The organism is Tsuneonella suprasediminis (assembly GCF_003605755.1).
GTDB lineage: Bacteria > Pseudomonadota > Alphaproteobacteria > Sphingomonadales > Sphingomonadaceae > Tsuneonella > Tsuneonella suprasediminis.
In genome coordinates, this window is record NZ_RAHJ01000018.1 from 135,706 (window position 1) to 157,525 (window position 21,820).

Genomic DNA, 21,820 nt, shown 5'->3' on the forward strand with positions numbered 1-21,820 from the left:
GCCGCCTGTCAGCTCGGTTCGGCCTTGTCGGCGGAACACTGGCACACCTTTGGCCAGATCCAGGGAGACTATGATGGACCATTCTAATTGCAGCCATAGCGGCCACGGCGAAGCCGTTGCTGGCGATGATGGCCGCTACGATCTCGTTCCCGCTGGTTATGACGGACCGGTTTATACCTGCCCCATGCACCCGCAGGTCCGGCAGCCAAAGATGGGGTCGTGCCCGATCTGCGGCATGGGTCTCGAACTCGAATCCGCGGCCATGGTCGATGACGGACCGAACCCGGAGCTCGTCGACTTTACAAGGCGTTTCTGGGTCGGCGCCATCCTCACCTTGCCGCTGCTTGTTCTCACGATGGGCCCCTATGTGGGCTGGCCGGGCGTGCGCGAAATATTTGGCGAGCGGGCCACCCTATGGATTGAACTGGTGCTCGGTACACCGGTCGTGTTGTGGAGCGGATGGCCGTTTCTCGAACGGGGCTGGAATTCGTTCCGCACCTGGAACCTCAACATGTTCTCGCTCATCGGCATGGGCGTTCTCGCCGCATGGATTTTCAGTGTCGTCGCCGTCCTGGCACCGGACATCTTCCCGGATGGCTTTCGCGATCCAGAGGGACATGTCGGCGTCTATTTCGAAGCCGCGGCCGTTATCGTTACGCTTGTGCTCCTCGGCCAAGTCATGGAGCTGCGCGCGCGTGAAGGCACCGGTAAGGCCATTCGCGCTCTCCTTGATCTTGCAGCCAAAACCGCCCGCGTCATCAGGGCAGACGGCACTGAAGAAGAAATCCCCCTTGAGCACGTGGCTGTTGGCGACCAATTGCGGGTCCGCCCAGGCGACAAGGTGCCCGTTGACGGTGTAGTGCTCAAAGGCCGCTCGTCTATCGACGAAAGCATGATCACCGGTGAACCAGTCCCGGTCGAAAAGGTCGAGGGCGACGCCGTGACCGGGGCAACGATCAACGGAACAGGCAGCCTGGTGATCGAAGCGAAACGTGTCGGATCAGACACCATGCTCGCGCAGATCGTGGAAATGGTTGCGGCCGCACAGCGCTCGCGCGCGCCGATCCAGAAGTACGCCGACAAGGTGGCCGGCATGTTCGTCCCCGCGGTTATCGGCATAGCCGTGCTCGCCTTCATCGCCTGGGCGATCTGGGGCCCCGCACCAGCGCTTGCCTATGCCCTCATTGCTGCAGTTGCGGTACTGATCATCGCCTGCCCCTGCGCTCTCGGCCTGGCGACGCCGATGTCGATCATGACCGCGACAGGAAGAGGGGCGCAGGCGGGCGTTCTGATCAAGAACGCCGAAGCGCTCGAGCGCTTCGAGAAAATCGATACGCTGATCGTCGACAAGACGGGTACGCTGACCGAGGGGCGCCCAAGGCTCGTCGCGGTTATGCCCGAAGAGGGCCACGATGAAATCGAGGTGTTGAGCCTGGCGGCGTCGCTCGAGCGCGGGTCGGAGCACCCGCTCGCAGAAGCGATCGTGCGCGGCGCCGAAGAACGCGGCGTCGCGATGGAAACCGCCAGCGAGTTCGAGGCCGTAACCGGTAAAGGCGTCATGGGCACGGTTTCCGGTAAACGCGTCGCGCTGGGTAACCTTGCGCTCCTGTCAGACCTCGGTTTGGAAGGTGCCACGCTCAGCGAAAAGGCCAATGCGCGCCGCGACGAAGGCGAAACCGTCATGTTCGTGATCGTGGCAGGCAAGATTGCTGGCCTCATCAGCGTTGCCGACCCGGTCAAGGAAACCACTCCTGCGGCGATCAAGGACCTGCACAAGCTCGGCCTTACGATCATTATGGCGACCGGCGACAATGAGCGGACGGCGCAGGCGGTTGCCGCCCGCCTTGGTATCGACGACATTCGCGCAGGCGTTCTTCCCGCGGACAAGGCGCGGCTCATCCGTGAATTGCAGGAAGGCGGTGCCAAGGTGGCCATGGCCGGCGACGGGGTTAACGACGCTCCGGCGCTTGCCCAGGCAGATGTCGGCATTGCGATGGGAACCGGCGCGGATGTCGCGATCGAAAGTGCGGGGATTACGCTCGTTAGAGGCAATCTCGACGGGATCGTCCGGGCCCGCAAGCTTGCCCGGGCTACGATGCGCAATATTCGGCAAAATCTGTTTTTTGCGCTGATTTACAACGCCTCGGGCGTGCCCGTCGCGGCCGGTGTTCTTTATCCTTTCTTCGGCATCCTGATTGGCCCAATGTTCGCAGCCTTTGCGATGAGTGCGTCCTCCATATCGGTAGTCCTGAACTCGCTCAGACTTCGTAGTGCGAAGCTGTGAACATTCGACAATCGAACAAATCGCCATCCCTGATCCATGCCTCAATGCCTCCGCATTGCGGCAGGGCCGGTCGCCTGTGGAAGATGGCAGCGCGACGCAAGCCATAGAAAGGTAAACCGCATGGATAACCATTCGGCGCACGAAGATAATCTGAACAAGAGCAGCATCACCCTGCTTGGCGGCGTTGCCATGGGGACTGGCGTCATGATCGGTGCGGGCATTTTTGCGCTCACCGGTCAGATCGCGGAGCTTGCCGGCCCTCTCTTCCCCCTCTCCTTCGTCGCAGGCGCGCTCATCACCGCGCTCGCATCATACAGCTACATCAAGATGTCGAATGCCTGGCCATCGTCGGGTGGCATCGCGATGATCCTGCAAAAGGCCTATGGTCCGGGTGTCGTCGCGGCCTCCGCATCAGTGCTGATGGCCATGTCGATGGTTATCAATGAGAGCCTGGTGGCGCGAACCTTCGCGACCTATGCGCTGCGTCCGTTTGGGCTCGAAGAAAACGCATTGCTGATATCGGGCTTGGCGCTGGGACTCATCGTTTTCGCCTATCTGGTCAACGCCGCGGGCAATAGATCGGTAAGCGGGTTTTCGCTCGTTATGTCGGCGATAAAGGTTGGCGGGATAGCGGTGTTCGCAGTTGCGGCGATCTGGGCCAGCGGACTGTTCGCAGGCGCCTTTACCGAGCCTGCTTCCTTGTCGAACGGCGAAGCATTGCTCGCTTCGGTGGCCTTCTCGATCCTTGCATTCAAGGGGTTTACAACCATCACCAACAGTGGCGGAGAAATCGTCGATCCGCACAAGAATGTCGGTCGCACAATCATGATCTCGATTGCCGTGTGCATCGTGGTTTATCTGCTCGTCGCCTTGGCTGTTGGCTCCAGTCTCAGCATCGGCGAGATCGTTCAGGCGCGTGACTATTCCCTGGCCGCGGCAGCGCGCCCCGCATTGGGAGATCTCGGGTTCTATTTCACCGTAGCGATTGCCATCTCGGCGACTACGTCGGGGGTCATTGCGAGCGTGTTCGCCGTCTCGCGGATGCTGACAATGCTGACCGAGATGAAGATGATCCCCCACAGCCATTTCGGAATGAAGGGCGGCATCCGTAGCCACATGCTGGTCTATACGGTCGTCATAGCCGGCACACTGGCGGTCCTGTTCGACCTTTCCCGCATCGCCTCGCTCGGCGCCTTCTTCTACCTTGTCATGGACATGCTCGTCCATTGGGGCGTGTTTCGCAGTCTTCGCAAAGAGATCGGCGCCCGCGCTTCCGTCCTGCTCACCGCGCTGGCGGCCGACGCCGTTGTGCTCGCCGCATTTACGGCCGCCAAACTCAAGAGCGATCCGGCCGTGGTTTTCTATGCGGTGATCGGAATCGCGGCCGTGTTCGTGGCGGAATGGATATTTCTGTCCGGCCAGCGCAGGGAGACGAACACAGATTCTATTGAAAACAAGGTCGAGAGCGGAAGCGGCGATCACGACCGTCCTTGAGCGCAACATTGGCTGTTTGGCAGCTCAGATAAATATTTTTGAGGCGGCGCCGTAATTTCGCGCCGCCCCGCCCGTCTTTATTCCTTCGGCTGCAATCGGAATACCGGAAGTTTGTCCATCTTGTCCGTACCAGGCCGCGCGATCGACCGGCAGAAAGAGATTCGCGGGAGGAATGTCGGCGATTGCGACAAACATCGTTTCTCTTTCGAAGAACGATGAAATGAAAACGCGAAACGAACATTGGAATTGAACAAGCAGCCCCAGGCTGTGCGTGTGAACAAGGGGCTGTAAAGGCATGAAAACTGCGAGTGTTTACCGGATGGTGATGGAGGATCATGTCTGTCCCTATGGCATCAAAACGGTCGATCTTCTCAAGCGGCAAGGCTTCGAGGTCGACGATCATCACCTGACCAGCAGGGAGGAAACCGACGCGTTCAAGGACAAGCACGACGTCGAGACCACGCCGCAGACCTTTATGGAAGGCAAGCGCATTGGCGGCTATGACGATGTCCGCGAGTTCTTCGGCAAAAGCCGCTCGCAGCCCGAGGAAGGCGAAACCAGCTATCAGCCGGTCATTGCGATTTTCGCGGTCGCGCTGCTGCTCGCGCTCGGGCTGAGCTGGGCGTTTTTTGACGACCTCTTCACCGTTCGGGCCGCGGAGTGGTTCGTCAGCCTCTCGATGACCTTGCTCGCCGTCCAGAAGCTTCAGGACGTGCGCAGTTTCTCGACCATGTTCCTCAACTACGATCTACTCGCACGGCGCTGGGTGCCCTATGGCTTCGTCTATCCGTTCGGCGAAGCCGCTGCCGGCATTCTCATGACCGCGGGCGCACTGACCTGGCTTTCTGCCCCGCTGGCATTATTCATCGGCACCGTCGGCGCTGTCAGCGTCTTCAAGGCTGTCTACATCGACAAGCGTGAGCTCAAATGCGCTTGCGTCGGAGGTAGCAGCAACGTCCCGCTCGGTTTCGTCTCGCTGACAGAGAACCTGTTCATGATGGGGATGGGGCTCTGGATGGGTCTCAAGGTCTTTACATGATCCTCGGTTTAATCCTGGCGACCTCGCTGTTCCTGATATCGGTGGGCTCGCACCTCGTCATACTGAATGCGGGCCATACGCTGCTCGAGCAAAACTGCAGCCTTCTGCACAAGCTGGGCATCGCGCTGCTCGTTCTTTTCTCGCATCTGACCGTAGCGGCGTTCTTCGCCGCCGGCTTCTGGATCGGCGAGGAGCTGGGTCTGGGCGGCTTCCGGCAGGCCGGCGCGATGACCGCGATGGACTATTTCTATTTTTCTCTGATCAACGTGACGACGCTTGGTTTGGCGGACATTTTCCCAACAGAGCACCTGCGGGTTCTCGCCGGCGTCGAGGCCCTCACCGGCTTCGCTCTCATCAGCTGCTCGGCGCAGCTATTCTGGACCATGATGCATAAAGGAGAAGAAGCATGACCGAAAAGACGACCCACTCGGACAAGGGAGGGGGCGGCAGCTACTGGCGGTTCATGGCCATGGTGTCGACCTCGACCGTGATCATGTTCTTCTTGATGTATGCCAACACCTTCACGATTGACGATGTTTTCTGGAGCGAAACGCGCTTCTGGATGATGTTCGTCATGGGCGCGATGATGATGATCGTCATGCTGCTCTTCATGTGGGGCATGTACAAGGACCGGACCAAGAACTTCATCATTCTGGGCGTCGGCGCCTTTGTGTTCGCGCTCGCACTATGGCTGGTGCGCAGCCAGACCACCGTCGACGATACCGAATATATGGCAGCGATGATCCCGCACCACTCAATCGCGATCATGACCAGCGAACGCGCGAGCCTGAAAGATCCTCGCGTGCGCGAACTCGCGCAGGCCATCATCGTCGCGCAGCGCCGCGAAATCGCCGAGATGAAATATCTCATAGACGATATCGAGCAGAACGGTCCGCGGACCGAAGAACGCCTCCCCGAGGAGATGCAGCAATGAAAAAGATAGCTTTCACGGCGCTCATCGCGCTTCCGCTCGCCGCCTGCAATTCGAACACCGCTCCGGGCAACGACCGCGAAGCCCAGCTCGACCCGCCCGCTACTGCCGCGCCGATCGAGGCCGCGGCCAGTGCTTTGGCTAATGTCAGCCCGGGCCTGATGCTTCCCGAGACAATGAATGACGCCGATATCGCGGCACTAGGTGCCGGGCAGGCCTGCCAGTTCCGCCTGACCGAAGTGGCCTTTCCCTCGTTTGTCTATGACGGCGACGGGGGCGGTGCGATCAAGATCAATGGCAAATTGATCCCCGTCACCGCCGATGGCCCCGGCAGCTATTCGAATGGCGAGCTTCGGATCAGGACCCGTGTACTGGATGATGAAGGCGATGCGGGTCTGCAAATGCAGGAGATGATCGTCGTCGGACCCCGGATGAAGGACGAGTTCGGGTTCTGGGGATATACCACCTGTCCGGCAGGCGGAGCCTGATACTGGCAGGGCGCATGGGCGGGCCGTTGGCTACCCCGTGCGCCCGCAGCTCCTCCGTTCGTCGCCCTCACCAGTCTTAACAGGAACAAGCAGATGACCGATACGAGGCCCATCGCTGTCTTCGGTGCAGGCGGGAAGACCGGCACCGAGCTATTGCGGCGTGCCCTTGCGCGGGACATACCGATCCGCGCCTTCGAACACACCGTGCCCGGGCCAGACGAGCGGGTGGGCGACTTCGAATATATCGAATGCGATGTGCTGTCGGATGATTTCGCGGGCGATCTCGATGGCTGCCGCGCGGTTATCTCGACGCTCGGTGTCGCTTTCGGTCCGGGCAATGCGATCGATCCACCGCCGCTCTATTCCGATGGCACGCGCAACCTGCTCGGGGCGATGGCACAAGCGAAGATCGACCGCATTGCCGTGATCTCCGCTGCCTTCGTCGAACATCAGTCGAGCGTTCCGGCGTGGTTTGAGCTCACCGCCAAGCCTGCATTGTTCAATATACTCGAGCAGATGCGCGCCATGGAAGCGATGCTCAGCGACGCCCAAGGCATCAAATGGACGGCCGCACGACCGGGCTGGCTCCTGGATGAGCCTTACACCGGCGATGCCGTCATTTCGGACGAACGCTTGGCAGAAGGCTGTTTCCGATGCCGTCATGCAGATCTCGCGGCAAGCCTCCTCGACTTCGTGTGCGAAGACATCTGGATCAACGCAAAACCTGCCATCGGCAGGCCCGAAGCCGAACAGTTCGAAAGTCCTGCCGCCATCAAGGCCGAACTCGGTATCGATTAAACGTCGTATCATTTTTCGACTTGTGACGGGCCCGCACGTTACAAGTTTTGAGCAACAGACAAGGAAGTCGTATGTTTCTGGAGAAGATCAAAACCCCCGGTCTCTCGCACCTCTCGTATATCATCGGCTCGGGCGGGCAGGCGGCGGTCATCGATCCGCGCCGGGACTGCGAGGTCTATCTCGAAAAGGCCCGGGCCGAAGGGCTGGAGATCACGCATATCTTCGAAACCCATCGCAATGAGGATCTGCTCAGCGGCTCGCCGATTTTGGCCGATTTGACAGGAGCCACGGTCTATCACGGGCCCAACGCGGCAGGCGAGATCGTTTTTGCCAATACCGCACGCGAGGGCGATTGTTTCGAACGGCGCCAGAAGCCGAATGCGTTCGAAGATCGCGATCGTGCCGGCATCGGACGTGATCCTGCGGGCGCACATCTGTCTCGCCAATACCGTCAAATTAATGTGAGGGGCAGGCGGCTGCCGTGCGTATCAGGCACATAAGTCGCACCACAAAAGCCGGGCAGGGAGACATACGAGACATGAAAGCCCCCTCATTTCTGGCGCTACTCGCCGCAAGCCTGCTCTTCGTCGGACCCGTTCAGGCACATGGCGACGAAAAACATGGCGAAGAGGCGAGCGCCGCGCCTGCTGCCACCAATGGCGATGCGCACGACCAGGCGGCCATGGCGCAGATGGGTGAGACAGCGGATGCTGGCGAATCCTCTGGCGCGCACGATGAAGCGGGCGGAGGTCATGACGAGGCCGGTGGCCATGCGAATGAGGGCGAAGCCGGCGTCATGGCCGTACTGAAGAAGCTGCATCCGGCAACGATCCATTTCCCGATCGCCTTGTTTCTCATGGCTGCGGCCACCGAATTGTTCGTGATGCGCCGGAAAGGAGCGGGCCTGGAAAGTGCGGTACGCGTGCTTGTCTACGGCGGAGCCATCGGCGCGGTGGTCGCAGTCCTGTTCGGGTGGATTCACACCGGCCTGTGGTTCGGCGGCGACACCGTCATGCAGGTGCATCGATGGAACGGTATGCTGATCGCGGTTCTCGGTATTGCGATGGCCTATCTCGCGAGCAGGCCGAGCCAGAGCCGCGCCTGGTTGCGCGCGTCGATATTCTCCATGGCGGCGCTCGTTCTCATCCAGGGCTTCCTTGGCGGCGAGCTCGCGCATGGGCCGAACCACCTCGGTATTTCCTGGCTCTGAAGGAGTTGAAGAGCATGCGTACTTCCAGATTGAATGCAGCGATCGGGTTTCTCGCGATCGCGCCCTTGATGTCCGCTCTTGCTGCTTGCGACGAGGCGCAGGAGAGCACACCGATCACCGAGGTTTCGCCTATGGGCGAAGCTGCAGTGGTGGCTGGCACGGCTCCCGGGTCGGGTCTTGCCGATCCGGCAGCCTCTCCCTCCGAAGATGAGGCAGCGACCGCTCGGGAGGACGCTCTTTCGACAAATCACGCCGCGCCGACCGCCTCACGGCCTGCTGCCTCTCCCGCATCACGCGCAACTGCCACACCCGCAGCGCCAGCAGCGCGCACGCAACCCGCGAGCGAAGCGACCCAACCCGCCGATCCCCATGCGGGCCATGACATGTCCTCGATGGCCGATCACGACATGGAAGGTATGTGATCGGACGCGTTTCCCGGTAACTCGGCAATTCAGGAGATATCCTCGGCAAGAAATCGCAACGAACAACGCAAGATCAGGAAAGGACGGCCCCGCCTCCCCCCGAAGCCCTGCGGGTCGCAGGTGCCCCCAAGGGGTCGTTCAGGAACCCCGCGTGAAGACCAACCCGCGCGGGGTTCCGTTTGCCCGGCTTCGCTGTCGCCGTGCCAGGCGCATCCCGGTAGGGCTTTGTGCTATGTGAGCAGCGTGCAGACGATCGCCTCGTTGGCTATGAAAGGAACCGCATATGTCGGAAACGGGAAAAGCCGGGGCGCTGTCGCGCTGGGAAGACGAAGGCGGGGCATTGCCCTGCGGGCCGCAGGAAGCGCTCGCTGCCGATTGCGAGAAATGGGATATTCCGCCACTTTCCGATGCCGAGATCATCCAATTGCGCATCAGGGTGATCGCCCTTGAGAACATGGTGCTCGGCCTTCTGTCGAAGGCCAGCGCCGATCAGCTTGCAGCAATCGAAGAAATCGCGGAATTCATATCCCCGCGTGCCGATGCGAAGCCGCATCCGCTTACCCTGCATGCCGCCACCCAGATGGAGCACTTCGTCGAGCGCGCCCGGCGGCTTCGCGAGCAACCCACCGCTGATTGAGCGACGCATGACCGGGCCACGAATGCTGGCCTTCCTCGCCGCGGCCCGACCGATGATCCGAAAAGAGTGCGATGGACCTCGATACGCTTCTCATCCGCTATTTTGGCACTGCCGATCCTGGAGCGATTGGCGCAGAAACCTTGGCCTCGGGGATCGAGCGATGCCAGGTCGATCTCGGTCTGGAGCAGGACCGGGGAAAACGCTTTGCCCTGTGGGCCATGCTCTACCTGCTCGGGTCTGCCCCCGACCTCGACGTGGCCTTCGAGAACGAGGAAGACCGGGAAGCAGCCCGCAACTTCATGGATCTCCTGGCGGCATCGGAAGGCAATGAGGTAAGCTGATTGCAGCAGGGTCCTGGCACCTTCAGACCCGCACCCGATACCCATCCGGCTTTCTTCGCGAACAGTCCTGAACCAGGTCAGCTGAGGAGCCGCAACCCGTTCCTTTCCGGCCGTGTTGGCGGCTTCGCCGCCTGCCCGCACCACCCGTCATGAACAGGTTTCCCTTCGGCCCTTCAGGCCTGCGGTGCAGTCCTCCCATGCCCTGCTTCTTCTGGATGTTCGCAAGCCGGAGATGGTCTCCGGTTTGAGGAACTGAAGGAATTTCATCATGACCAATATCGCAATCCTCACCGGCCGCATCGCCCGCGATCCCGACACCCGCGAGACCAAGGGCGGCACCAGCGTTACCGGGATCACTGTCGTCACCGATCGTCCTGCACGCGACAAGGACGGCAAGACCTACAAGGACGAGAACGGCTACACCGCCAAGGACAGCGAATTCCACCGGGTGACCTGCTTCAACGGCCTCGCCAAGACCGTCGGTCAGTACTGCTCAAAAGGCCAGCTGGTCTCGGTCCAGGGCCGCATCCACTACACGCAGTGGGAAGACCAAGACGGTGTGACGCGGTATGGCTCGGAGATCCTTGCCGACAAGGTCGATTTCCTCTCGCGGGCCAATGGCGGCGACAACCAGGACGCCCCTCCGATCGACTGATCCGGCGCCATCGAACCAGCCAAAGGAGGCTCTGCCGGAAACGGCAGGGCCTCTTTCGCTGTTCACCCTTCCTTTCGCTCGGTCTTTTCTCCGGGGAATAGCCAGGCGCTGCCCGGGGGGGCGACCCATTATGGCAGCGATCATCTGAAACGGTCGTTTGAGGTGGACTGGATTGGCCTGGCTTACCGCATTTCCAGCATGATGGTCCCGCGCCGCCCGCATCAAGGACGGCAGGGGCCCCACCATTTTGTCCGCCGCCGGATTGCATCCGGCACCGGACAAAACCGTTTCCCCCTGCGCCGCTTCGCGGTCGCCCTGTCAGGCGATCCTGTGACCCGGTCTGCCCGGGCCCATCGGCCAACCTCCTGTCGTCTCGCGACAGGTTTCAGGAGGATTATCATGACCTATTTCACGAAATGCAAACTGCCCTCGCGCAACTATTTCGAGGCTTTGGCGACAGCCGAACAACGGGCCTTGCACAGCTTCTTCGACCAGCATGTCATCGAGGATGACGAGCTTGGATACCGCGCGGTCGACGAAGGCGATTACAACGCGCTGCCCCCGCATCTTGCGATCCGGGTCGTTCATACCGTCCATGGCGGAATGCTCGACGAATTCTGAGACATTCGGCAGGGCAAGGGCCAGCAGCGGTTCCTGCCCTTTTCTCGTGTTTCCGTAGCTGAGCGCTAGGGTCAAGATGTCGATCCAGAAGAAACCGGCGTTTCTCCGAATATCAGCCTGGCCCACGGGCCTTCGGGATATGTCGAGCGGGGCTGGGGACGCACTCTGTCCCGCGCATCTGGCGATGCGCTCCTGAGGGTGCGGCATTATGCGTTCCGGGGCCCCGCACGCACTTGCGAACCGGCAGCGGGTCGGGCGAGCGGGAAGCTACGGCCGCGACAGGCCCCGCTTGCCTTGCTTCCCACAGGCCCTTGGCCGCTGCCTCTATCGCAGGTGCGGCATCTTTTTCGGACCTTTCGGCATTGCAGCCGAAAGTCTGCCGAGCGGCGCAATAGCGTCGGGCCCTGCACGGATGCCGCCCTTCCTCGATGCTGCCGAGCTCATGATCGGTAGGGGCGACAAATCCGAACGCAGCATCGTGTCGCTCCCCCCATCGCCAAGGCATGCGCCATCACCCTCCGCAATCAGCGGCAGTTAGCCGCAGCCACCCGAGCCTCTTGGAGCTAACCCCATGCCCGCCGTTCCCGATCCGGTCCGTCCCCGCTACCTGCGCACCCCGGATGCCGCGGTGCATCTGGGGCTTTCGCCGCGCACGCTCGAAAAGCACCGATGCTATGGAACAGGGCCGGTCTACCACAAGCTCGGCGGCCGCATCGTTTATCGGCCCGAAGATCTCGATGCCTGGGCCGAGCAGGGCTTGCGCCGTTCGACCAGCGATCCGGGCAAGGGCGTCGTTCATCCTGCCAAGCGGATCGACGGCTACACCGGTCCGGTCCGGCGCTGAGGCGATACCATGCGCTCCTTGAAGACATCGGACGGCGGGGCCGGACAGCTCGACCTGTTCGTCGGCGCGGGCAGCGACATCGCCGCGCGCGATGCGCAGGATCTGATGGCCTGGCCTTTCTTCAGCCTCGCCAAGTCGAAGCGAGTGAAGCCGATCGACTTTCGCATGGGCGAGGTCGCCATTCTGGTCGAAGCGACCGCCGAACATGGCATGGCCACCATCTGGGACGCCGATGTACTGATCTGGGTAGCGAGCCAGATCGTCGAGGCGCGCGATGCCGGCAAAGCCACCTCGCGCCTTATCGCGGCGACGCCCCATGAAATCCTTACCTTCACCCGGCGCGGAACCGGAAAGTCTGGCTACGAGCGCCTGAAGGCGGCGCTCGACCGCTTGCAGTCGACCAGCATTGCCACCTCCATCCGGCAGGCCGGGGCGCGACGCCGCCGACGATTTTCCTGGATCAACGAATGGCGCGAACGGCTCGACGACAACGGGCGCGCGCTCGGCATCGAAATGATCGTGCCGGACTGGCTCTACGAGGGCGTGCTCGATCGTGCGCTCGTCCTGACCATCGACCCGGCCTATTTCGCGCTTACCGGCGGTCTTGAGCGCTGGCTCTATCGCATCGTACGCAAGCATGGCGGGAAGCAGAAGGGCGGGTGGAGTTTCGACATTTCGCACCTGCATGTGAAGTCCGGCGCGCTCTCGCCATTGAAGCGTTTCGCTTTCGAAGTGCGGGCCATCGTTCGCCGCCAGTCGCTCCCCGGCTACAATCTCGCTCTTGAGCACCAGTTCGGCCGCGAGCGGCTCCTGTTCGTTGCAGCGCCTGTCGATCCCTTCGCGTCCGCGCGGCGCCGTATCGGGCTGCCCCCTGTGGAAAAGGGTGCGTGATGTTCGGACTATCGGGAACCATGACGTTCGGACGATCGGGAACCCTATTCCCGGACTATCGGGAACCGGGAGCCTGCGCGACTCGCCGAAAACGCGGCGCCTGCGAAGCCCTTAACAATGCTAACAAGGAATCTTTCAGATTCCTGCTAACACAGCCACGCCTGTGCAAAAGCGCAGCGCGCGCTTCGCTTCCGCCTCCGGAACCGGTCGAGGCAGGTTCCGGTGATCCGCCACTTACGCATGTCACGCTGGTGTGGCGCGGCGGCGTGCAGGAAGACTGGCTTCGGTTCGGCAAGCCCGTTGCAGAGCGCATCCTCGATCGCCGGACGCGTATCGAAAGCTATGCTCCGGGACAGGTCTTTGCCTTGGTTCGGTGGGCTTCGAACGACTACGGGACCGTTGGCTCCACACTCACGATCGCCCAAGCCGCCGGTTTCGGCGAGCCGTTCACCACTCTGCCGCAGGTCGATCCTGGCGCGCAAATCCTGCTCTCGGTGCGAAGCTGGCCAAAGGTTCGCCAGGTCTTTGCGCTGATCGATGCGATCGAGGACATTGGCATCGATCCCTGCGATGTAGCTCCCGACCACTGGCATCATGTCCACAACAGGCTGGCAGGGGGCATGCAAGTACGTTCCTATTCCCCTGCGCGCCATCGCGACTGGCTGCGGCGGCGAAAGCTGCAATCATGAGGCGGCGCACCGCCTTTCTGGCAGGCATGGTCGCGGCAGCGACACTGGCCAGCATCGCAATCCCGCTCTCGCGACTTTTGGTCTGGAACGTGACGGCCAGCGTGCCGGTTGGACTGTACTCAATCGGCGGAAAGACCGGTCTCCAGAGGGGCGACCGCGTCGCGATCGATCCTGCTTTCAGGCTGCAGAAATACCTCGCCTCGCGCGGCTATCTTCCTGCGGGCGTTCCGCTCATCAAGGAGGTTGCGGCGCTTGGCGGGGATACGGTCTGCCGGCGCGACCTGCTCATCGAGATCAATGGGACACCTGCGGGCTCGGCGCGTCGGCGCGACAGCCTTGGACGCGAACTGCCCGTCTGGAAAGGATGCCGGACTATCGCTGCGGATGAACTGTTCGTGATGAACAGGCGCGCCCCCGGCAGCTTTGACGGGCGTTATTTCGGCCCGGTCGCACGCGCCGATGTCATCGGGCGCGCGCGGCCCGTCTGGACCAACGAAGCGGGCGACGGGGACTATGTCCTGCTCGCCTCGCCCGCCGACTTTCCCATTCCCAACGTAAATGATGGAGACGCACAATGACCTGTATCGGCACTTTTGCAGCCACACCCGACGGCTTTGAAGGGCGGCTGCAAACCCTGACCATCGACGCACCGCTGACCCTGGTGGCCGCCGACCCCGGCGACACCGAGAACGCCCCTGACTATCGCATCATGGCAGGTGAAGGCGAGGAAACCTACGAGGTGGGTGCAGGCTGGAAACATGTCGGCGACAACGCAGGCAGTTTTGTCACGCTCGTCATCGACGATCCGGTATTGCCTCGGCCCCTGCGCGCCAATCTGTTCAGTTCTGACGACCAGAACCATGTCCTTATATGGTCGCGCGGCGCGCGCCGCCCGGCAAAGGGCTGATTCCGTGCTCCGCCTGTATCTTCTGCAGGGACTCCTGGCCACCATGTGGGCGGCGAGTCCGGCACAGGTTTTTGCGCAATCGGAGCAGTTTGTCCGAGCTTCCCAGCGCGTCGAGATTGCAGCGCATGTCAGCGAAGCATCTCAGCAATTCGGCATTCGCGAGCACTGGATCTACGCGGTGATCCGCGCCGAAAGTGCGGGCCGGGTGCGGGCGGTTTCCAGAGCAGGAGCGATGGGTCTCATGCAGCTCATGCCCGGAACCTGGTCGCGGCAGCGCGCCCGGTTCTCCCTCGGGCAAGACCCGTTCGACCCGCGCGACAACATTCTGGCCGGCACGTCTTACCTGCGCGAAATGTACGATCGCTACGGCGCGCAAGGCTTCCTCGCTGCATACAATGCAGGTCCGGGACGCTACGAAGACTGGCTTGCCGGACGGCGTTCGCTGCCACTCGAAACGCGCCGCTATGTCGCCCGGATTGCGCCGCTGTTGCAGTCCGAGCGCATGTTTGCGGCGGCGCCTCTACAAGCCAGGAATGTTCCGGCTGGCGCCTTGCAGCCTCCCGGCGCAGCGCGAAAAGAGTTGGACGAGGTGGCTATGCCCGGCCCCGCGGCGAACCCCTTCGCGCGACCGGAACAAGCCGCGCACGATCTATTCGCGCCCGTCTCGACGGCTTCCTCCCAATGAAAGCGAGCCTCGCACCTTCGCGCAGCCATGCGTTCCCTGGCGAAAGCGGGCGAAGGACGGGAGGCTTGCGCACCAAAGGAAGGGAGGGATGGCGAGATAAAAGCAGCGCCGTCGGCCGGGCTGCAGGTGGTTGGTTTTGCGGGAGAATATGCGCCGTCTCTGCTGTACGCCTGCAGGCGCTTGGATCGGAATCCTTAGGCTTTTCAATGCTGAAAGCGCCGTCTTCCGATTTTCTTGTCTGTGGCTGACGACGAATTCGACATCAGGCCGGGCCGGTCGAGAGACAGCGATGCGCGCGCCTATCGCAAGGCCGGTTCGCTGGTGGGACGCGTGCTGCAGGCCTCACGCCGGTCAGGCTATACACCGCTCGGGCGAGGCCGGGCAGGTGGCGGAACCGGTCACTTGGGGCGCGGCAAACATGCTGCGTTCAGAGGCCGCCCCCATGCTTTCCAGCGGCGGGTCATCATCAAGGCGCGCGTCGTTCGTCATGGCGGCAGCCGCTTCCGCTCTGCACCGCTCGCTCGCCACATCGCCTATCTCGAACGCGACGGCGTCACCCGTGACGGATCGGATGCCCAGATGTTCGATGCCTCGTCGGATGAGGTCGATGGCGATGCCTTCGCCGCGCGCTGCGAAGACGACCGGCATCACTTCCGCTTCATCGTGTCGCCGGAAGACGCGAGCGAGATGGCTGACCTGCGCGCTTTCACGCGCGAACTGCTTGAAGATATGGCGAGCGACCTCGACACCAGCCTCGACTGGGTAGCGGTCGATCACTGGAATACCGATAACCCGCACGTCCATGTTCTGGTCCGCGGAGTTGCCTCGGACGGCAGGGATCTGGTGATCGATCGCTCTTATATCAGCGAAGGCATGCGTGCCCGTGCCCAGGAGCGCGTCACTATCGAACTCGGGCCGCGCAGCGAGCGCGATATTCAGCTAGCGCTTCGCCGCGAGGTCGATGCCGAGCGCTGGACCTCACTCGACCGCCGGCTGCAAAAGCAACGCGACGATCTCGGCGTGGTCGATTTGTCCCCCGAAGTCGATGCGACACGCCGCAGCAACCGCGCATTCCTTATCGGCCGCGCACGAACGCTCGAACGCATGGGATTGGCCGAGCGGATCGGGGCGGCGCGCTGGACCTTGGCCGCAGATCTCGAACCGACCTTGCGCGCGCTTGGCGAGCGCGGCGACATCATCAAGACCTTGCACAAGGCGATGAGTGAACGGGGCGTACAAGTTGCCCCTGCAGCCTTCGCGCTGCATGGCGAAGACGAGAACCGCCGAGTCATCGGCAGGTTGGTCGAGCGCGGTTTCCATAACGAGCTGACAGGCGAGGCTTATGCGATCGTCGAAGGAGTGGACGGGCGTGCGCATTATCTGCGTTTTCCCGATCTGGACCAGACAAGCGATGCAGCACCCGGCGCAATCGTCGAGACAGGCGAATGGACCGACCGCAACGGGCGACGGCGCAGCAGCCTGCTGGTGCGTTCGGACCTGCCGCTCGAGCGGCAGATTGACGCGCGCGGGGCGACCTGGCTCGACCGGCAGCTGCTGTCGGCACGAGCCGCGTCGCTGGGAGGCGGCTTCGGCAATGAAGTCCGGAAGGCTCTTGACGAGCGCCGTGACTGGCTCGTCGATCAAGGTCTTGCGAAGCGACATGGTAGGAGCGTGACCTTGGTGCGCAACCTGCTCGGAACGCTCCGCAAGCAGGAACTGGACGCGGCAGGTAAAGCGCTGGCTGCGCGTCATGGTCGTCTGGCAAATCCGGTAACGGAAGGTGATCACATTTCCGGCATCTACCGCGAGCGCATTTCGCTGGCGTCGGGTCGCTTCGCCATGATCGATGACGGAGTGGGTTTCCAGCTCGTGCCCTGGAGGCAAGACCTCGAGCGGCATCTTGGAAAAGAAGTCGCTGGCAATGTCCATGTGCGAGGCGGTGTCGACTGGAACTTTGCGCGTTCGCGCGGTCCGGCGGTTTGAGGAGCACCGGCATCATAACGGAAATCTTGACAAACGCACCATATGATGCTTATAAACGCATCAGGAGATGCGATATGGTGAGTGCAGCGATTCAGCATGCCGAAGCTCCCCCGGGGCTTCAGACCTTTGCAAGCGACGGTGATCGCAGCCGCCTCACCAGCGCTGCGGTAAAGGCCGTGCTGCGCCTCATTGGGGCCTGGGGTGCGAGCAACGCTGAGGGCGCTGCGCTGCTCGGCGTGTCCGAAAGCACCTGGGACCGGATGAAAGCCGGAACCTGGGAAGGCTCGCTCGGTCAGGACCAGCTGACCCGCGCGTCGGCGCTGATCGGTCTGTTCAAGGGACTGCATCTGCTGTTCGCCAACGACATGGCCGATCGCTGGCCAAAGCTCGAAAACAGGGCCCCGTTGTTTGATCGCCGCTCGCCCATCGGGGCGATGATCGAAGGCGGCATTCCGCGCATGCTGGAGACCAGACAATATATCGACGCGCTTCGTGGCGGGCTCTGAGGAGGCAGGCGAGCCGCCGCAGATCCGCGAAGCGTTCGAGCGGACTGTCCGGCTCGTTTCCAGCGCGCGCTTGCGCGAAGCGGTCATGGCTCCACTTGCCGACAGTGATGCCGAGCTTGCGCTGCTCGCTGAAATCGAGGGGGCGACGAGTTCGCGCCTGATCGCCGAAGAGCGCGGGTTTGGCGGGCTGACAGCCGACGAACTGGTTCACGGCGTGCCGCATGCCAGGTTCATCAATGCGAGCTTTGCCTACGCCAAACCGCGCGAGCCCAATCGCTTCAACCCCGCGAACCGCGGCGCATGGTATGCCGCGCTCGATGTCGAGACCTGTATTGCCGAGGTCGGCCATCACCTGACACAGGCGCTCGCCGATGCCGGCGATTTCGATGCCGTTGTCGAATATGGCGAGATGATCGCCAGCATGGCGGGCGTCTTTATCGATCTGCGCGAGCAGCCCGGACACCCGGCCCTCGATCCGGACAAGACGAAAGTCTATCCTGTCGGCAATGCTCTAGCGGCGCAGGCACGCGCCGCCGGTCATAACGGCATTATCTATCCCTCTGTGCGCCATGCGGATGGGACTTGCATCGCGGCCCTGTGGCCCAACGTCGTGCAATCGGTCGCGCAAGGGGCGATGTACCGCCTGACCTGGTCCGGCAACCCGGACTATAGTCGGGAAGCAATCTAGCCGTACGCCGCTTTTGCTACGCCAACCTGCGATCACGCAGCTTCCGACTTGAATATGTAATGCAAAGCCGCCGTGCTGTCCTTCACGAAAGGAGCCAGCCTTGTCGGCAACCCGGATATTGTGGGGTCAGATACTCGTCGTCTTCACCCTAACGCTCGCAGGTGTGTGGGCGGGCACCCAGTGGACGGCGCACGCGCTTGGCTATCAGGCGCAGCTGGGCGCGCCCTGGTTCAGTATCTCCGGAGCGCTTGTCTATCCGCCTTATGCCATCTTTTGGTGGTGGTTCAGCTACGAAGCCTATGCGCCGCGCATCTTCGAGACCGGCGGAATGATCGCCGCATCGGGCGGTCTCGTGTCGGTGGCGGTCGCGATCGGCATGTCGGTCTGGCGCGCCCGAGAGATCAGGAACAGCGCGACCTATGGCTCGGCGCGCTGGGCGACCCGTTCCGAAATTTCAAGCGCGGGCCTTCTGGCAGGCAAGGGCGTCATTATCGGCCAGCATGCCAATCTCTATCTTCGCCACGACGGGCCAGAACATGTGCTCTGTTTCGCACCGACGCGCAGCGGCAAGGGGGTCGGCCTTGTCGTGCCGACGCTGCTGACCTGGCCGCACTCGGCGATCGTCCATGACATCAAGGGCGAGAACTGGGAGCTGACCGCTGGTTTCCGGTCCAGCTTCAGCCGCACGCTTCTGTTCGATCCGACCAATGAAGCGTCGGCAGCCTATAATCCGCTGATGGAAGTGCGGCGCGGCATCAACGAGGTGCGCGACGTCCAGAACATTGCCGATGTGCTGGTCGATCCCGAAGGCTCGCTCGAACGGCGCAATCACTGGGAAAAGACCAGCCATGCGCTTCTCGTCGGGGCTATTCTGCATGTGCTTTATGCCGAGCCTGACAAGACGCTTGCCGGGGTGGCGAACTTCCTCTCCGATCCGCGCCGATCGATCGAGGCGACATTGACCGCCATGATGCACACGCCGCATCTGGGGGAAGACGGCATCCATCCGGTTGTCGCGAGCGCGGCCCGCGAATTGCTCAACAAGTCGGAGAACGAACGCTCGGGCGTGCTCTCGACCGCCATGTCGTTCCTCGGGCTGTACCGCGATCCGGTCATCGCCCGGGTCACCCGCCATTGCGAATGGCGCATCGCGGACTTGGTGACACAGGGCCGACCGGTCACGCTCTATCTCGTTGTCCCGCCCTCCGACATCAGCCGCACCAAGCCGCTCATCCGGCTCATCCTCAACCAGCTCGGAAGACGCCTGACCGAGGACCTGCAGGAAGGTGCCGATCGCGAGCGGCTTCTCCTTATGCTCGACGAGTTCCCGGCTTTGGGTAGGCTCGATTTCTTCGAAAGCGCGCTCGCCTTCATGGCGGGCTACGGCATCAAGGCGTTCCTGATCGCCCAGTCATTGAACCAAATCGAGAAGGCGTACGGACAGAACAATGCCATTCTCGACAATTGCCATGTGCGGGTGTGCTTCGCGACCAATGACGAGCGCACTGCCAAGCGCGTTTCGGAATCGCTCGGAACCGCGACCGAGACCAGGGCAATGCGCAATTATGCCGGACATCGACTCTCGCCCTGGCTCGGCCACTTGATGGTCTCACGCTCGGAGACGGCGCGCGCTCTACTGACCCAAGGCGAGATCATGCAGCTTCCCGACACCGACGAAATTGTGATGCTCGCAGGGGTGCATCCGATCCGTGCCAGGAAAGCGCGCTACTACCGCGATCCCCGGCTCAGCAAACGGGTAGAGCGTCCACCAACGGTCCAAAAGTCGGAGTTCGCGCCGGACGAGGGCGAATGGCGCGGGAGACATGTGACCGCGCCTTCGCAATCGGAGAAATCACTGACCGCGTCTGAAGAGTACGAGGTTGATGATCGCCAGTCCGATGGCGGGATCCGCCAATCGCCCGACTTGCCGGAATACGAGGATGTGGCGCCGCCGCCCATGGCAATTCCCAACGAATTTGAGTTTGACGACCGTAGCGACGAGGATCAGGCAAACCGCAATCGCAGGATCGCCGAGCGGATGCAGGCCAATGCGCGGCGCGCTGCACTCGATCCCGGCGACGGGATCGAGCTATGAGCAAGGGCAACCGTATCAAACACACCTTTCGCTTGCCGCCAGCCCTTTCCAAGCAGCTTGCAGACTATGCCGGCCGCAAGCGCGTCTCGCAGGCTTCGGTGGTGGAGGCCGCCATTGCCTCGTTCCTGTCACCCGATGGATCGGAACGCATGGAGGCGGCCTTCAGCCGCCGTCTCGACCGGATAACCCGTCAGATCGGCAAGCTCGACTATCATATCGAGGTCGGGAATGAGGCCTTCGCGCTCTATCTCAGGCGATGGCTGGCGGTGACCCCGGCAATCCCGGCCGAGACCAGTGCTGCCGCGCGTGCCGATGCAGAAAAGCGGTTCGACTTCTTCGTCGAAGCGCTCGCGCGGCGCATGGAAACGGGCAGGCATCTCGCTGACGATCTCATTCGCGCGGCTTCGGAACCAAGGCTGGGTGAGATTGAAAATCCGGACGGAGACGGCCCTGAGCCTCCGGCGTAGCCCTGACAAAGACCTTCGATAGTCCGGCAGGAAACACACATGAATAGAGCAGAGGAACGCTTTCTTTCATGCGCCGGCGCACCTGCAGGAATGCGAGGGTGCAACCATTCCAAGTGCTTGCTAAAGGTCCAGTAATGCGCACCGAACTCGATCATCTGCCTCCGCAAAAGCAACGGGAACTTGAGCGCGTGGTGCAGCTGATCTTCGAAGAATTCGATGATGCCTTTGCGCTGGCGAAGCACGAGTGGAAGAAGGCCGGTCGCATTCTCAAGGTCATTCTCTACGGCAGCTATGCCCGCGGCACTTGGGTCGACGAGCCGCATACGGCCAAGGGCTACCAGTCGGACTACGATCTGCTCATCATCGTCAACGACAAGCGGCTGGTCGACCGGGTCAAGTACTGGTCGAAGCTCGATGACCGGCTGATGCGCGAGTACGGCGTGACCAAATCGCTCAAGACGCCGGTCAATTTCATCGTCCATACGCTGCAGGAGGTGAACGACGGTCTCGCGCACGGACGCTATTTCTTCATGGATGTCGCGAAGGACGGGATCGCGCTTTACCAATCCGACGACACCGAGCTCCACACGCCGAAGCCCAAGACTGCCGGTGAGGCGCTGGCAATGGCGCAGGAGTATTTCGACGAGTGGTTCCCGACAGCGATGCAACGGTATGAGCTATCAAAGGTGGGCCGGGAGCGAGGATTCCTAAAACCCGCAGCATTCGACATGCATCAATCGGCCGAATTTCTATACCATTGCGTGCTGTTGGTCTGCACGTTCTATACACCGCATGTACATAATCTGGGTTTTCTCCGCACCCAGGCGGAGCGAATCGACCCACGCCTGACCTATGTCTGGCCGCGCGACACGCGCCGCGATCGTGCGCGCTTTGAGAAGCTGAAGGAAGCGTACGTCAAGGCTAGATACTCAAAGCATTACCGCATCACCAGCGAAGAGCTCGAATGGCTCGGAGAGCAGGTTGAGGAGCTTGGCCGGGTCGTGCACGAGATATGCTCAGACGGTCTCAAAAAGCTCAGTAATGAAATAAACCCCTAATCGATGCTCGCCTGTCGGGTCCGATCGCACTGTAGCAGATGTCTGCGTTGCGCGCCTACTTCGGACCTAGCTGAATATTGTTTTCGA

General features: G+C 61.8%; 28 protein-coding genes. 26 read left to right on the top strand and 2 right to left on the bottom strand.

What is annotated here, in order from left to right; all coding sequences use genetic code 11:
• Window positions 1-70 precede the first annotated feature (70 nt).
• Together D6858_RS06650 and D6858_RS06655 are read left to right on the top strand one after the other, a co-directional pair.
• Window positions 71-2,284: a copper-transporting P-type ATPase gene (locus D6858_RS06650; RefSeq protein ID WP_046904116.1), complete on the top strand. Its 2,214-nt coding sequence runs from the start codon at window positions 71-73 to the stop codon at window positions 2,282-2,284.
• 120 nt (window positions 2,285-2,404) lie between these two features.
• Window positions 2,405-3,778, top strand: coding sequence for an APC family permease (locus tag D6858_RS06655; RefSeq protein WP_120108473.1), 1,374 nt, complete (start codon window positions 2,405-2,407; stop codon window positions 3,776-3,778).
• Window positions 3,779-3,802: 24 nt separating this feature from the next.
• Here the strand turns inward: D6858_RS06655 and D6858_RS15785 are convergent, their stop codons facing one another.
• Window positions 3,803-3,973 carry a hypothetical protein gene (locus tag D6858_RS15785; protein WP_156320139.1) on the bottom strand — a complete coding sequence of 57 codons (171 nt, stop codon included), beginning with the start codon at window positions 3,971-3,973 and terminating at the stop codon, window positions 3,803-3,805.
• 100 nt (window positions 3,974-4,073) lie between these two features.
• Here D6858_RS15785 and D6858_RS06665 point away from each other — a divergent pair, with 100 nt between their 5' ends.
• The 18 genes from D6858_RS06665 (at window position 4,074) to D6858_RS06750 (ending at window position 14,936) form a co-directional block, all read left to right on the top strand.
• Window positions 4,074-4,817 (top strand): glutaredoxin family protein, encoded by a 744-nt coding sequence (locus D6858_RS06665; RefSeq protein WP_047822768.1) that lies wholly within the window; start codon window positions 4,074-4,076, stop codon window positions 4,815-4,817.
• Window positions 4,814-5,227: an ion channel gene (locus tag D6858_RS06670; protein WP_047822771.1), complete on the top strand. Its 414-nt coding sequence runs from the start codon at window positions 4,814-4,816 to the stop codon at window positions 5,225-5,227. The genes D6858_RS06665 and D6858_RS06670 overlap by 4 nt, the downstream gene beginning before the upstream one ends.
• Window positions 5,224-5,751, top strand: a complete 528-nt coding sequence (locus D6858_RS06675) for a DUF305 domain-containing protein (RefSeq protein ID WP_046904120.1) — start codon at window positions 5,224-5,226, stop codon at window positions 5,749-5,751. Before D6858_RS06670 ends, D6858_RS06675 begins: the two co-directional genes overlap by 4 nt.
• Complete coding sequence (locus D6858_RS06680) at window positions 5,748-6,236, top strand: DUF6692 family protein (protein ID WP_046904121.1); 489 nt, start codon at window positions 5,748-5,750, stop codon at window positions 6,234-6,236. The genes D6858_RS06675 and D6858_RS06680 overlap by 4 nt, the downstream gene beginning before the upstream one ends.
• A gap of 93 nt (window positions 6,237-6,329) precedes the next feature.
• The gene (locus D6858_RS06685) at window positions 6,330-7,034 is read left to right on the top strand and encodes an NAD(P)-dependent oxidoreductase (RefSeq protein ID WP_046904122.1); all 705 of its coding nucleotides are present in this window, start codon (window positions 6,330-6,332) and stop codon (window positions 7,032-7,034) included.
• A gap of 71 nt (window positions 7,035-7,105) precedes the next feature.
• Window positions 7,106-7,534 (top strand): MBL fold metallo-hydrolase, encoded by a 429-nt coding sequence (locus tag D6858_RS06690; RefSeq protein WP_240623738.1) that lies wholly within the window; start codon window positions 7,106-7,108, stop codon window positions 7,532-7,534.
• Window positions 7,535-7,572: 38 nt separating this feature from the next.
• The gene (locus tag D6858_RS06695) at window positions 7,573-8,244 is read left to right on the top strand and encodes a DUF2231 domain-containing protein (RefSeq protein WP_120108479.1); all 672 of its coding nucleotides are present in this window, start codon (window positions 7,573-7,575) and stop codon (window positions 8,242-8,244) included.
• Between the two features lie 14 nt (window positions 8,245-8,258).
• Window positions 8,259-8,666: a hypothetical protein gene (locus D6858_RS06700; RefSeq protein ID WP_120108482.1), complete on the top strand. Its 408-nt coding sequence runs from the start codon at window positions 8,259-8,261 to the stop codon at window positions 8,664-8,666.
• A gap of 283 nt (window positions 8,667-8,949) precedes the next feature.
• Window positions 8,950-9,303 carry a hypothetical protein gene (locus D6858_RS06705; RefSeq protein ID WP_010240464.1) on the top strand — a complete coding sequence of 118 codons (354 nt, stop codon included), beginning with the start codon at window positions 8,950-8,952 and terminating at the stop codon, window positions 9,301-9,303.
• Window positions 9,304-9,374: 71 nt separating this feature from the next.
• Window positions 9,375-9,644 carry a hypothetical protein gene (locus D6858_RS06710; RefSeq protein WP_054523318.1) on the top strand — a complete coding sequence of 90 codons (270 nt, stop codon included), beginning with the start codon at window positions 9,375-9,377 and terminating at the stop codon, window positions 9,642-9,644.
• 268 nt (window positions 9,645-9,912) lie between these two features.
• Window positions 9,913-10,299 carry a single-stranded DNA-binding protein gene (locus D6858_RS06715; RefSeq protein WP_054522840.1) on the top strand — a complete coding sequence of 129 codons (387 nt, stop codon included), beginning with the start codon at window positions 9,913-9,915 and terminating at the stop codon, window positions 10,297-10,299.
• Between the two features lie 399 nt (window positions 10,300-10,698).
• A complete protein-coding gene (locus tag D6858_RS06720; protein ID WP_054523320.1) occupies window positions 10,699-10,920 on the top strand; it encodes a hypothetical protein in 222 nt (73 codons plus the stop codon).
• Window positions 10,921-11,491: 571 nt separating this feature from the next.
• Complete coding sequence (locus D6858_RS06725) at window positions 11,492-11,764, top strand: helix-turn-helix transcriptional regulator (protein WP_010240237.1); 273 nt, start codon at window positions 11,492-11,494, stop codon at window positions 11,762-11,764.
• Between the two features lie 9 nt (window positions 11,765-11,773).
• The gene (locus D6858_RS06730) at window positions 11,774-12,655 is read left to right on the top strand and encodes a replication initiator protein A (protein WP_120108485.1); all 882 of its coding nucleotides are present in this window, start codon (window positions 11,774-11,776) and stop codon (window positions 12,653-12,655) included.
• A gap of 161 nt (window positions 12,656-12,816) precedes the next feature.
• Window positions 12,817-13,344, top strand: a complete 528-nt coding sequence (locus D6858_RS06735) for a DUF2840 domain-containing protein (RefSeq protein ID WP_420823826.1) — start codon at window positions 12,817-12,819, stop codon at window positions 13,342-13,344.
• A complete protein-coding gene (locus D6858_RS06740; protein ID WP_047822804.1) occupies window positions 13,341-13,922 on the top strand; it encodes a S26 family signal peptidase in 582 nt (193 codons plus the stop codon). The genes D6858_RS06735 and D6858_RS06740 overlap by 4 nt, the downstream gene beginning before the upstream one ends.
• Window positions 13,919-14,251: a DUF736 domain-containing protein gene (locus D6858_RS06745; protein ID WP_120108488.1), complete on the top strand. Its 333-nt coding sequence runs from the start codon at window positions 13,919-13,921 to the stop codon at window positions 14,249-14,251. The genes D6858_RS06740 and D6858_RS06745 overlap by 4 nt, the downstream gene beginning before the upstream one ends.
• A 4-nt stretch (window positions 14,252-14,255) precedes the next feature.
• The gene (locus D6858_RS06750) at window positions 14,256-14,936 is read left to right on the top strand and encodes a lytic transglycosylase domain-containing protein (RefSeq protein WP_476718449.1); all 681 of its coding nucleotides are present in this window, start codon (window positions 14,256-14,258) and stop codon (window positions 14,934-14,936) included.
• A gap of 351 nt (window positions 14,937-15,287) precedes the next feature.
• On the opposite strand, the gene D6858_RS16120 is transcribed toward D6858_RS06750, so the two are convergent.
• A complete protein-coding gene (locus tag D6858_RS16120) occupies window positions 15,288-15,425 on the bottom strand; it encodes a hypothetical protein (protein ID WP_240623740.1) in 138 nt (45 codons plus the stop codon).
• Window positions 15,426-15,515: 90 nt separating this feature from the next.
• Here D6858_RS16120 and D6858_RS06755 point away from each other — a divergent pair, with 90 nt between their 5' ends.
• The 6 genes from D6858_RS06755 (at window position 15,516) to D6858_RS06780 (ending at window position 21,733) form a co-directional block, all read left to right on the top strand.
• A complete protein-coding gene (locus D6858_RS06755) occupies window positions 15,516-16,919 on the top strand; it encodes a relaxase/mobilization nuclease domain-containing protein (RefSeq protein ID WP_240623741.1) in 1,404 nt (467 codons plus the stop codon).
• A 74-nt stretch (window positions 16,920-16,993) separates the two neighbouring features.
• Window positions 16,994-17,425 carry an antitoxin Xre-like helix-turn-helix domain-containing protein gene (locus D6858_RS06760; protein WP_047822813.1) on the top strand — a complete coding sequence of 144 codons (432 nt, stop codon included), beginning with the start codon at window positions 16,994-16,996 and terminating at the stop codon, window positions 17,423-17,425.
• Complete coding sequence (locus D6858_RS06765) at window positions 17,412-18,113, top strand: RES family NAD+ phosphorylase (RefSeq protein ID WP_205664895.1); 702 nt, start codon at window positions 17,412-17,414, stop codon at window positions 18,111-18,113. Before D6858_RS06760 ends, D6858_RS06765 begins: the two co-directional genes overlap by 14 nt.
• Before the next feature lie 100 nt (window positions 18,114-18,213).
• The gene (locus D6858_RS06770; RefSeq protein WP_120108493.1) at window positions 18,214-20,208 is read left to right on the top strand and encodes a conjugal transfer protein TraG; all 1,995 of its coding nucleotides are present in this window, start codon (window positions 18,214-18,216) and stop codon (window positions 20,206-20,208) included.
• On the top strand, window positions 20,205-20,675 hold the full coding sequence (locus D6858_RS06775; protein WP_120108496.1) for a CopG family transcriptional regulator: 471 nt from the start codon (window positions 20,205-20,207) through the stop codon (window positions 20,673-20,675). Before D6858_RS06770 ends, D6858_RS06775 begins: the two co-directional genes overlap by 4 nt.
• A gap of 134 nt (window positions 20,676-20,809) precedes the next feature.
• On the top strand, window positions 20,810-21,733 hold the full coding sequence (locus tag D6858_RS06780) for a HEPN domain-containing protein (protein WP_010240530.1): 924 nt from the start codon (window positions 20,810-20,812) through the stop codon (window positions 21,731-21,733).
• Window positions 21,734-21,820 lie beyond the last annotated feature (87 nt).

Excerpts from the sequence above, each read along its gene's own strand:
- D6858_RS06650 (WP_046904116.1), top strand. The coding sequence starts at position 71 with ATGATGGACCATTCTAATTGCAGCCATAGCGGCCACGGCGAAGCCGTT.
- D6858_RS06655 (WP_120108473.1), top strand. The coding sequence starts at position 2,405 with ATGGATAACCATTCGGCGCACGAAGATAATCTGAACAAGAGCAGCATC.
- D6858_RS15785 (WP_156320139.1), bottom strand. The coding sequence starts at position 3,973 with ATGTTTGTCGCAATCGCCGACATTCCTCCCGCGAATCTCTTTCTGCCG.
- D6858_RS06665 (WP_047822768.1), top strand. The coding sequence starts at position 4,074 with ATGAAAACTGCGAGTGTTTACCGGATGGTGATGGAGGATCATGTCTGT.
- D6858_RS06670 (WP_047822771.1), top strand. The coding sequence starts at position 4,814 with ATGATCCTCGGTTTAATCCTGGCGACCTCGCTGTTCCTGATATCGGTG.
- D6858_RS06675 (WP_046904120.1), top strand. The coding sequence starts at position 5,224 with ATGACCGAAAAGACGACCCACTCGGACAAGGGAGGGGGCGGCAGCTAC.
- D6858_RS06680 (WP_046904121.1), top strand. The coding sequence starts at position 5,748 with ATGAAAAAGATAGCTTTCACGGCGCTCATCGCGCTTCCGCTCGCCGCC.
- D6858_RS06685 (WP_046904122.1), top strand. The coding sequence starts at position 6,330 with ATGACCGATACGAGGCCCATCGCTGTCTTCGGTGCAGGCGGGAAGACC.
- D6858_RS06690 (WP_240623738.1), top strand. The coding sequence starts at position 7,106 with ATGTTTCTGGAGAAGATCAAAACCCCCGGTCTCTCGCACCTCTCGTAT.
- D6858_RS06695 (WP_120108479.1), top strand. The coding sequence starts at position 7,573 with ATGAAAGCCCCCTCATTTCTGGCGCTACTCGCCGCAAGCCTGCTCTTC.
- D6858_RS06700 (WP_120108482.1), top strand. The coding sequence starts at position 8,259 with ATGCGTACTTCCAGATTGAATGCAGCGATCGGGTTTCTCGCGATCGCG.
- D6858_RS06705 (WP_010240464.1), top strand. The coding sequence starts at position 8,950 with ATGTCGGAAACGGGAAAAGCCGGGGCGCTGTCGCGCTGGGAAGACGAA.
- D6858_RS06710 (WP_054523318.1), top strand. The coding sequence starts at position 9,375 with ATGGACCTCGATACGCTTCTCATCCGCTATTTTGGCACTGCCGATCCT.
- D6858_RS06715 (WP_054522840.1), top strand. The coding sequence starts at position 9,913 with ATGACCAATATCGCAATCCTCACCGGCCGCATCGCCCGCGATCCCGAC.
- D6858_RS06720 (WP_054523320.1), top strand. The coding sequence starts at position 10,699 with ATGACCTATTTCACGAAATGCAAACTGCCCTCGCGCAACTATTTCGAG.
- D6858_RS06725 (WP_010240237.1), top strand. The coding sequence starts at position 11,492 with ATGCCCGCCGTTCCCGATCCGGTCCGTCCCCGCTACCTGCGCACCCCG.
- D6858_RS06730 (WP_120108485.1), top strand. The coding sequence starts at position 11,774 with ATGCGCTCCTTGAAGACATCGGACGGCGGGGCCGGACAGCTCGACCTG.
- D6858_RS06740 (WP_047822804.1), top strand. The coding sequence starts at position 13,341 with ATGAGGCGGCGCACCGCCTTTCTGGCAGGCATGGTCGCGGCAGCGACA.
- D6858_RS06745 (WP_120108488.1), top strand. The coding sequence starts at position 13,919 with ATGACCTGTATCGGCACTTTTGCAGCCACACCCGACGGCTTTGAAGGG.
- D6858_RS16120 (WP_240623740.1), bottom strand. The coding sequence starts at position 15,425 with ATGACGAACGACGCGCGCCTTGATGATGACCCGCCGCTGGAAAGCATG.
- D6858_RS06755 (WP_240623741.1), top strand. The coding sequence starts at position 15,516 with ATGTTCGATGCCTCGTCGGATGAGGTCGATGGCGATGCCTTCGCCGCG.
- D6858_RS06760 (WP_047822813.1), top strand. The coding sequence starts at position 16,994 with ATGGTGAGTGCAGCGATTCAGCATGCCGAAGCTCCCCCGGGGCTTCAG.
- D6858_RS06775 (WP_120108496.1), top strand. The coding sequence starts at position 20,205 with ATGAGCAAGGGCAACCGTATCAAACACACCTTTCGCTTGCCGCCAGCC.
- D6858_RS06780 (WP_010240530.1), top strand. The coding sequence starts at position 20,810 with ATGCGCACCGAACTCGATCATCTGCCTCCGCAAAAGCAACGGGAACTT.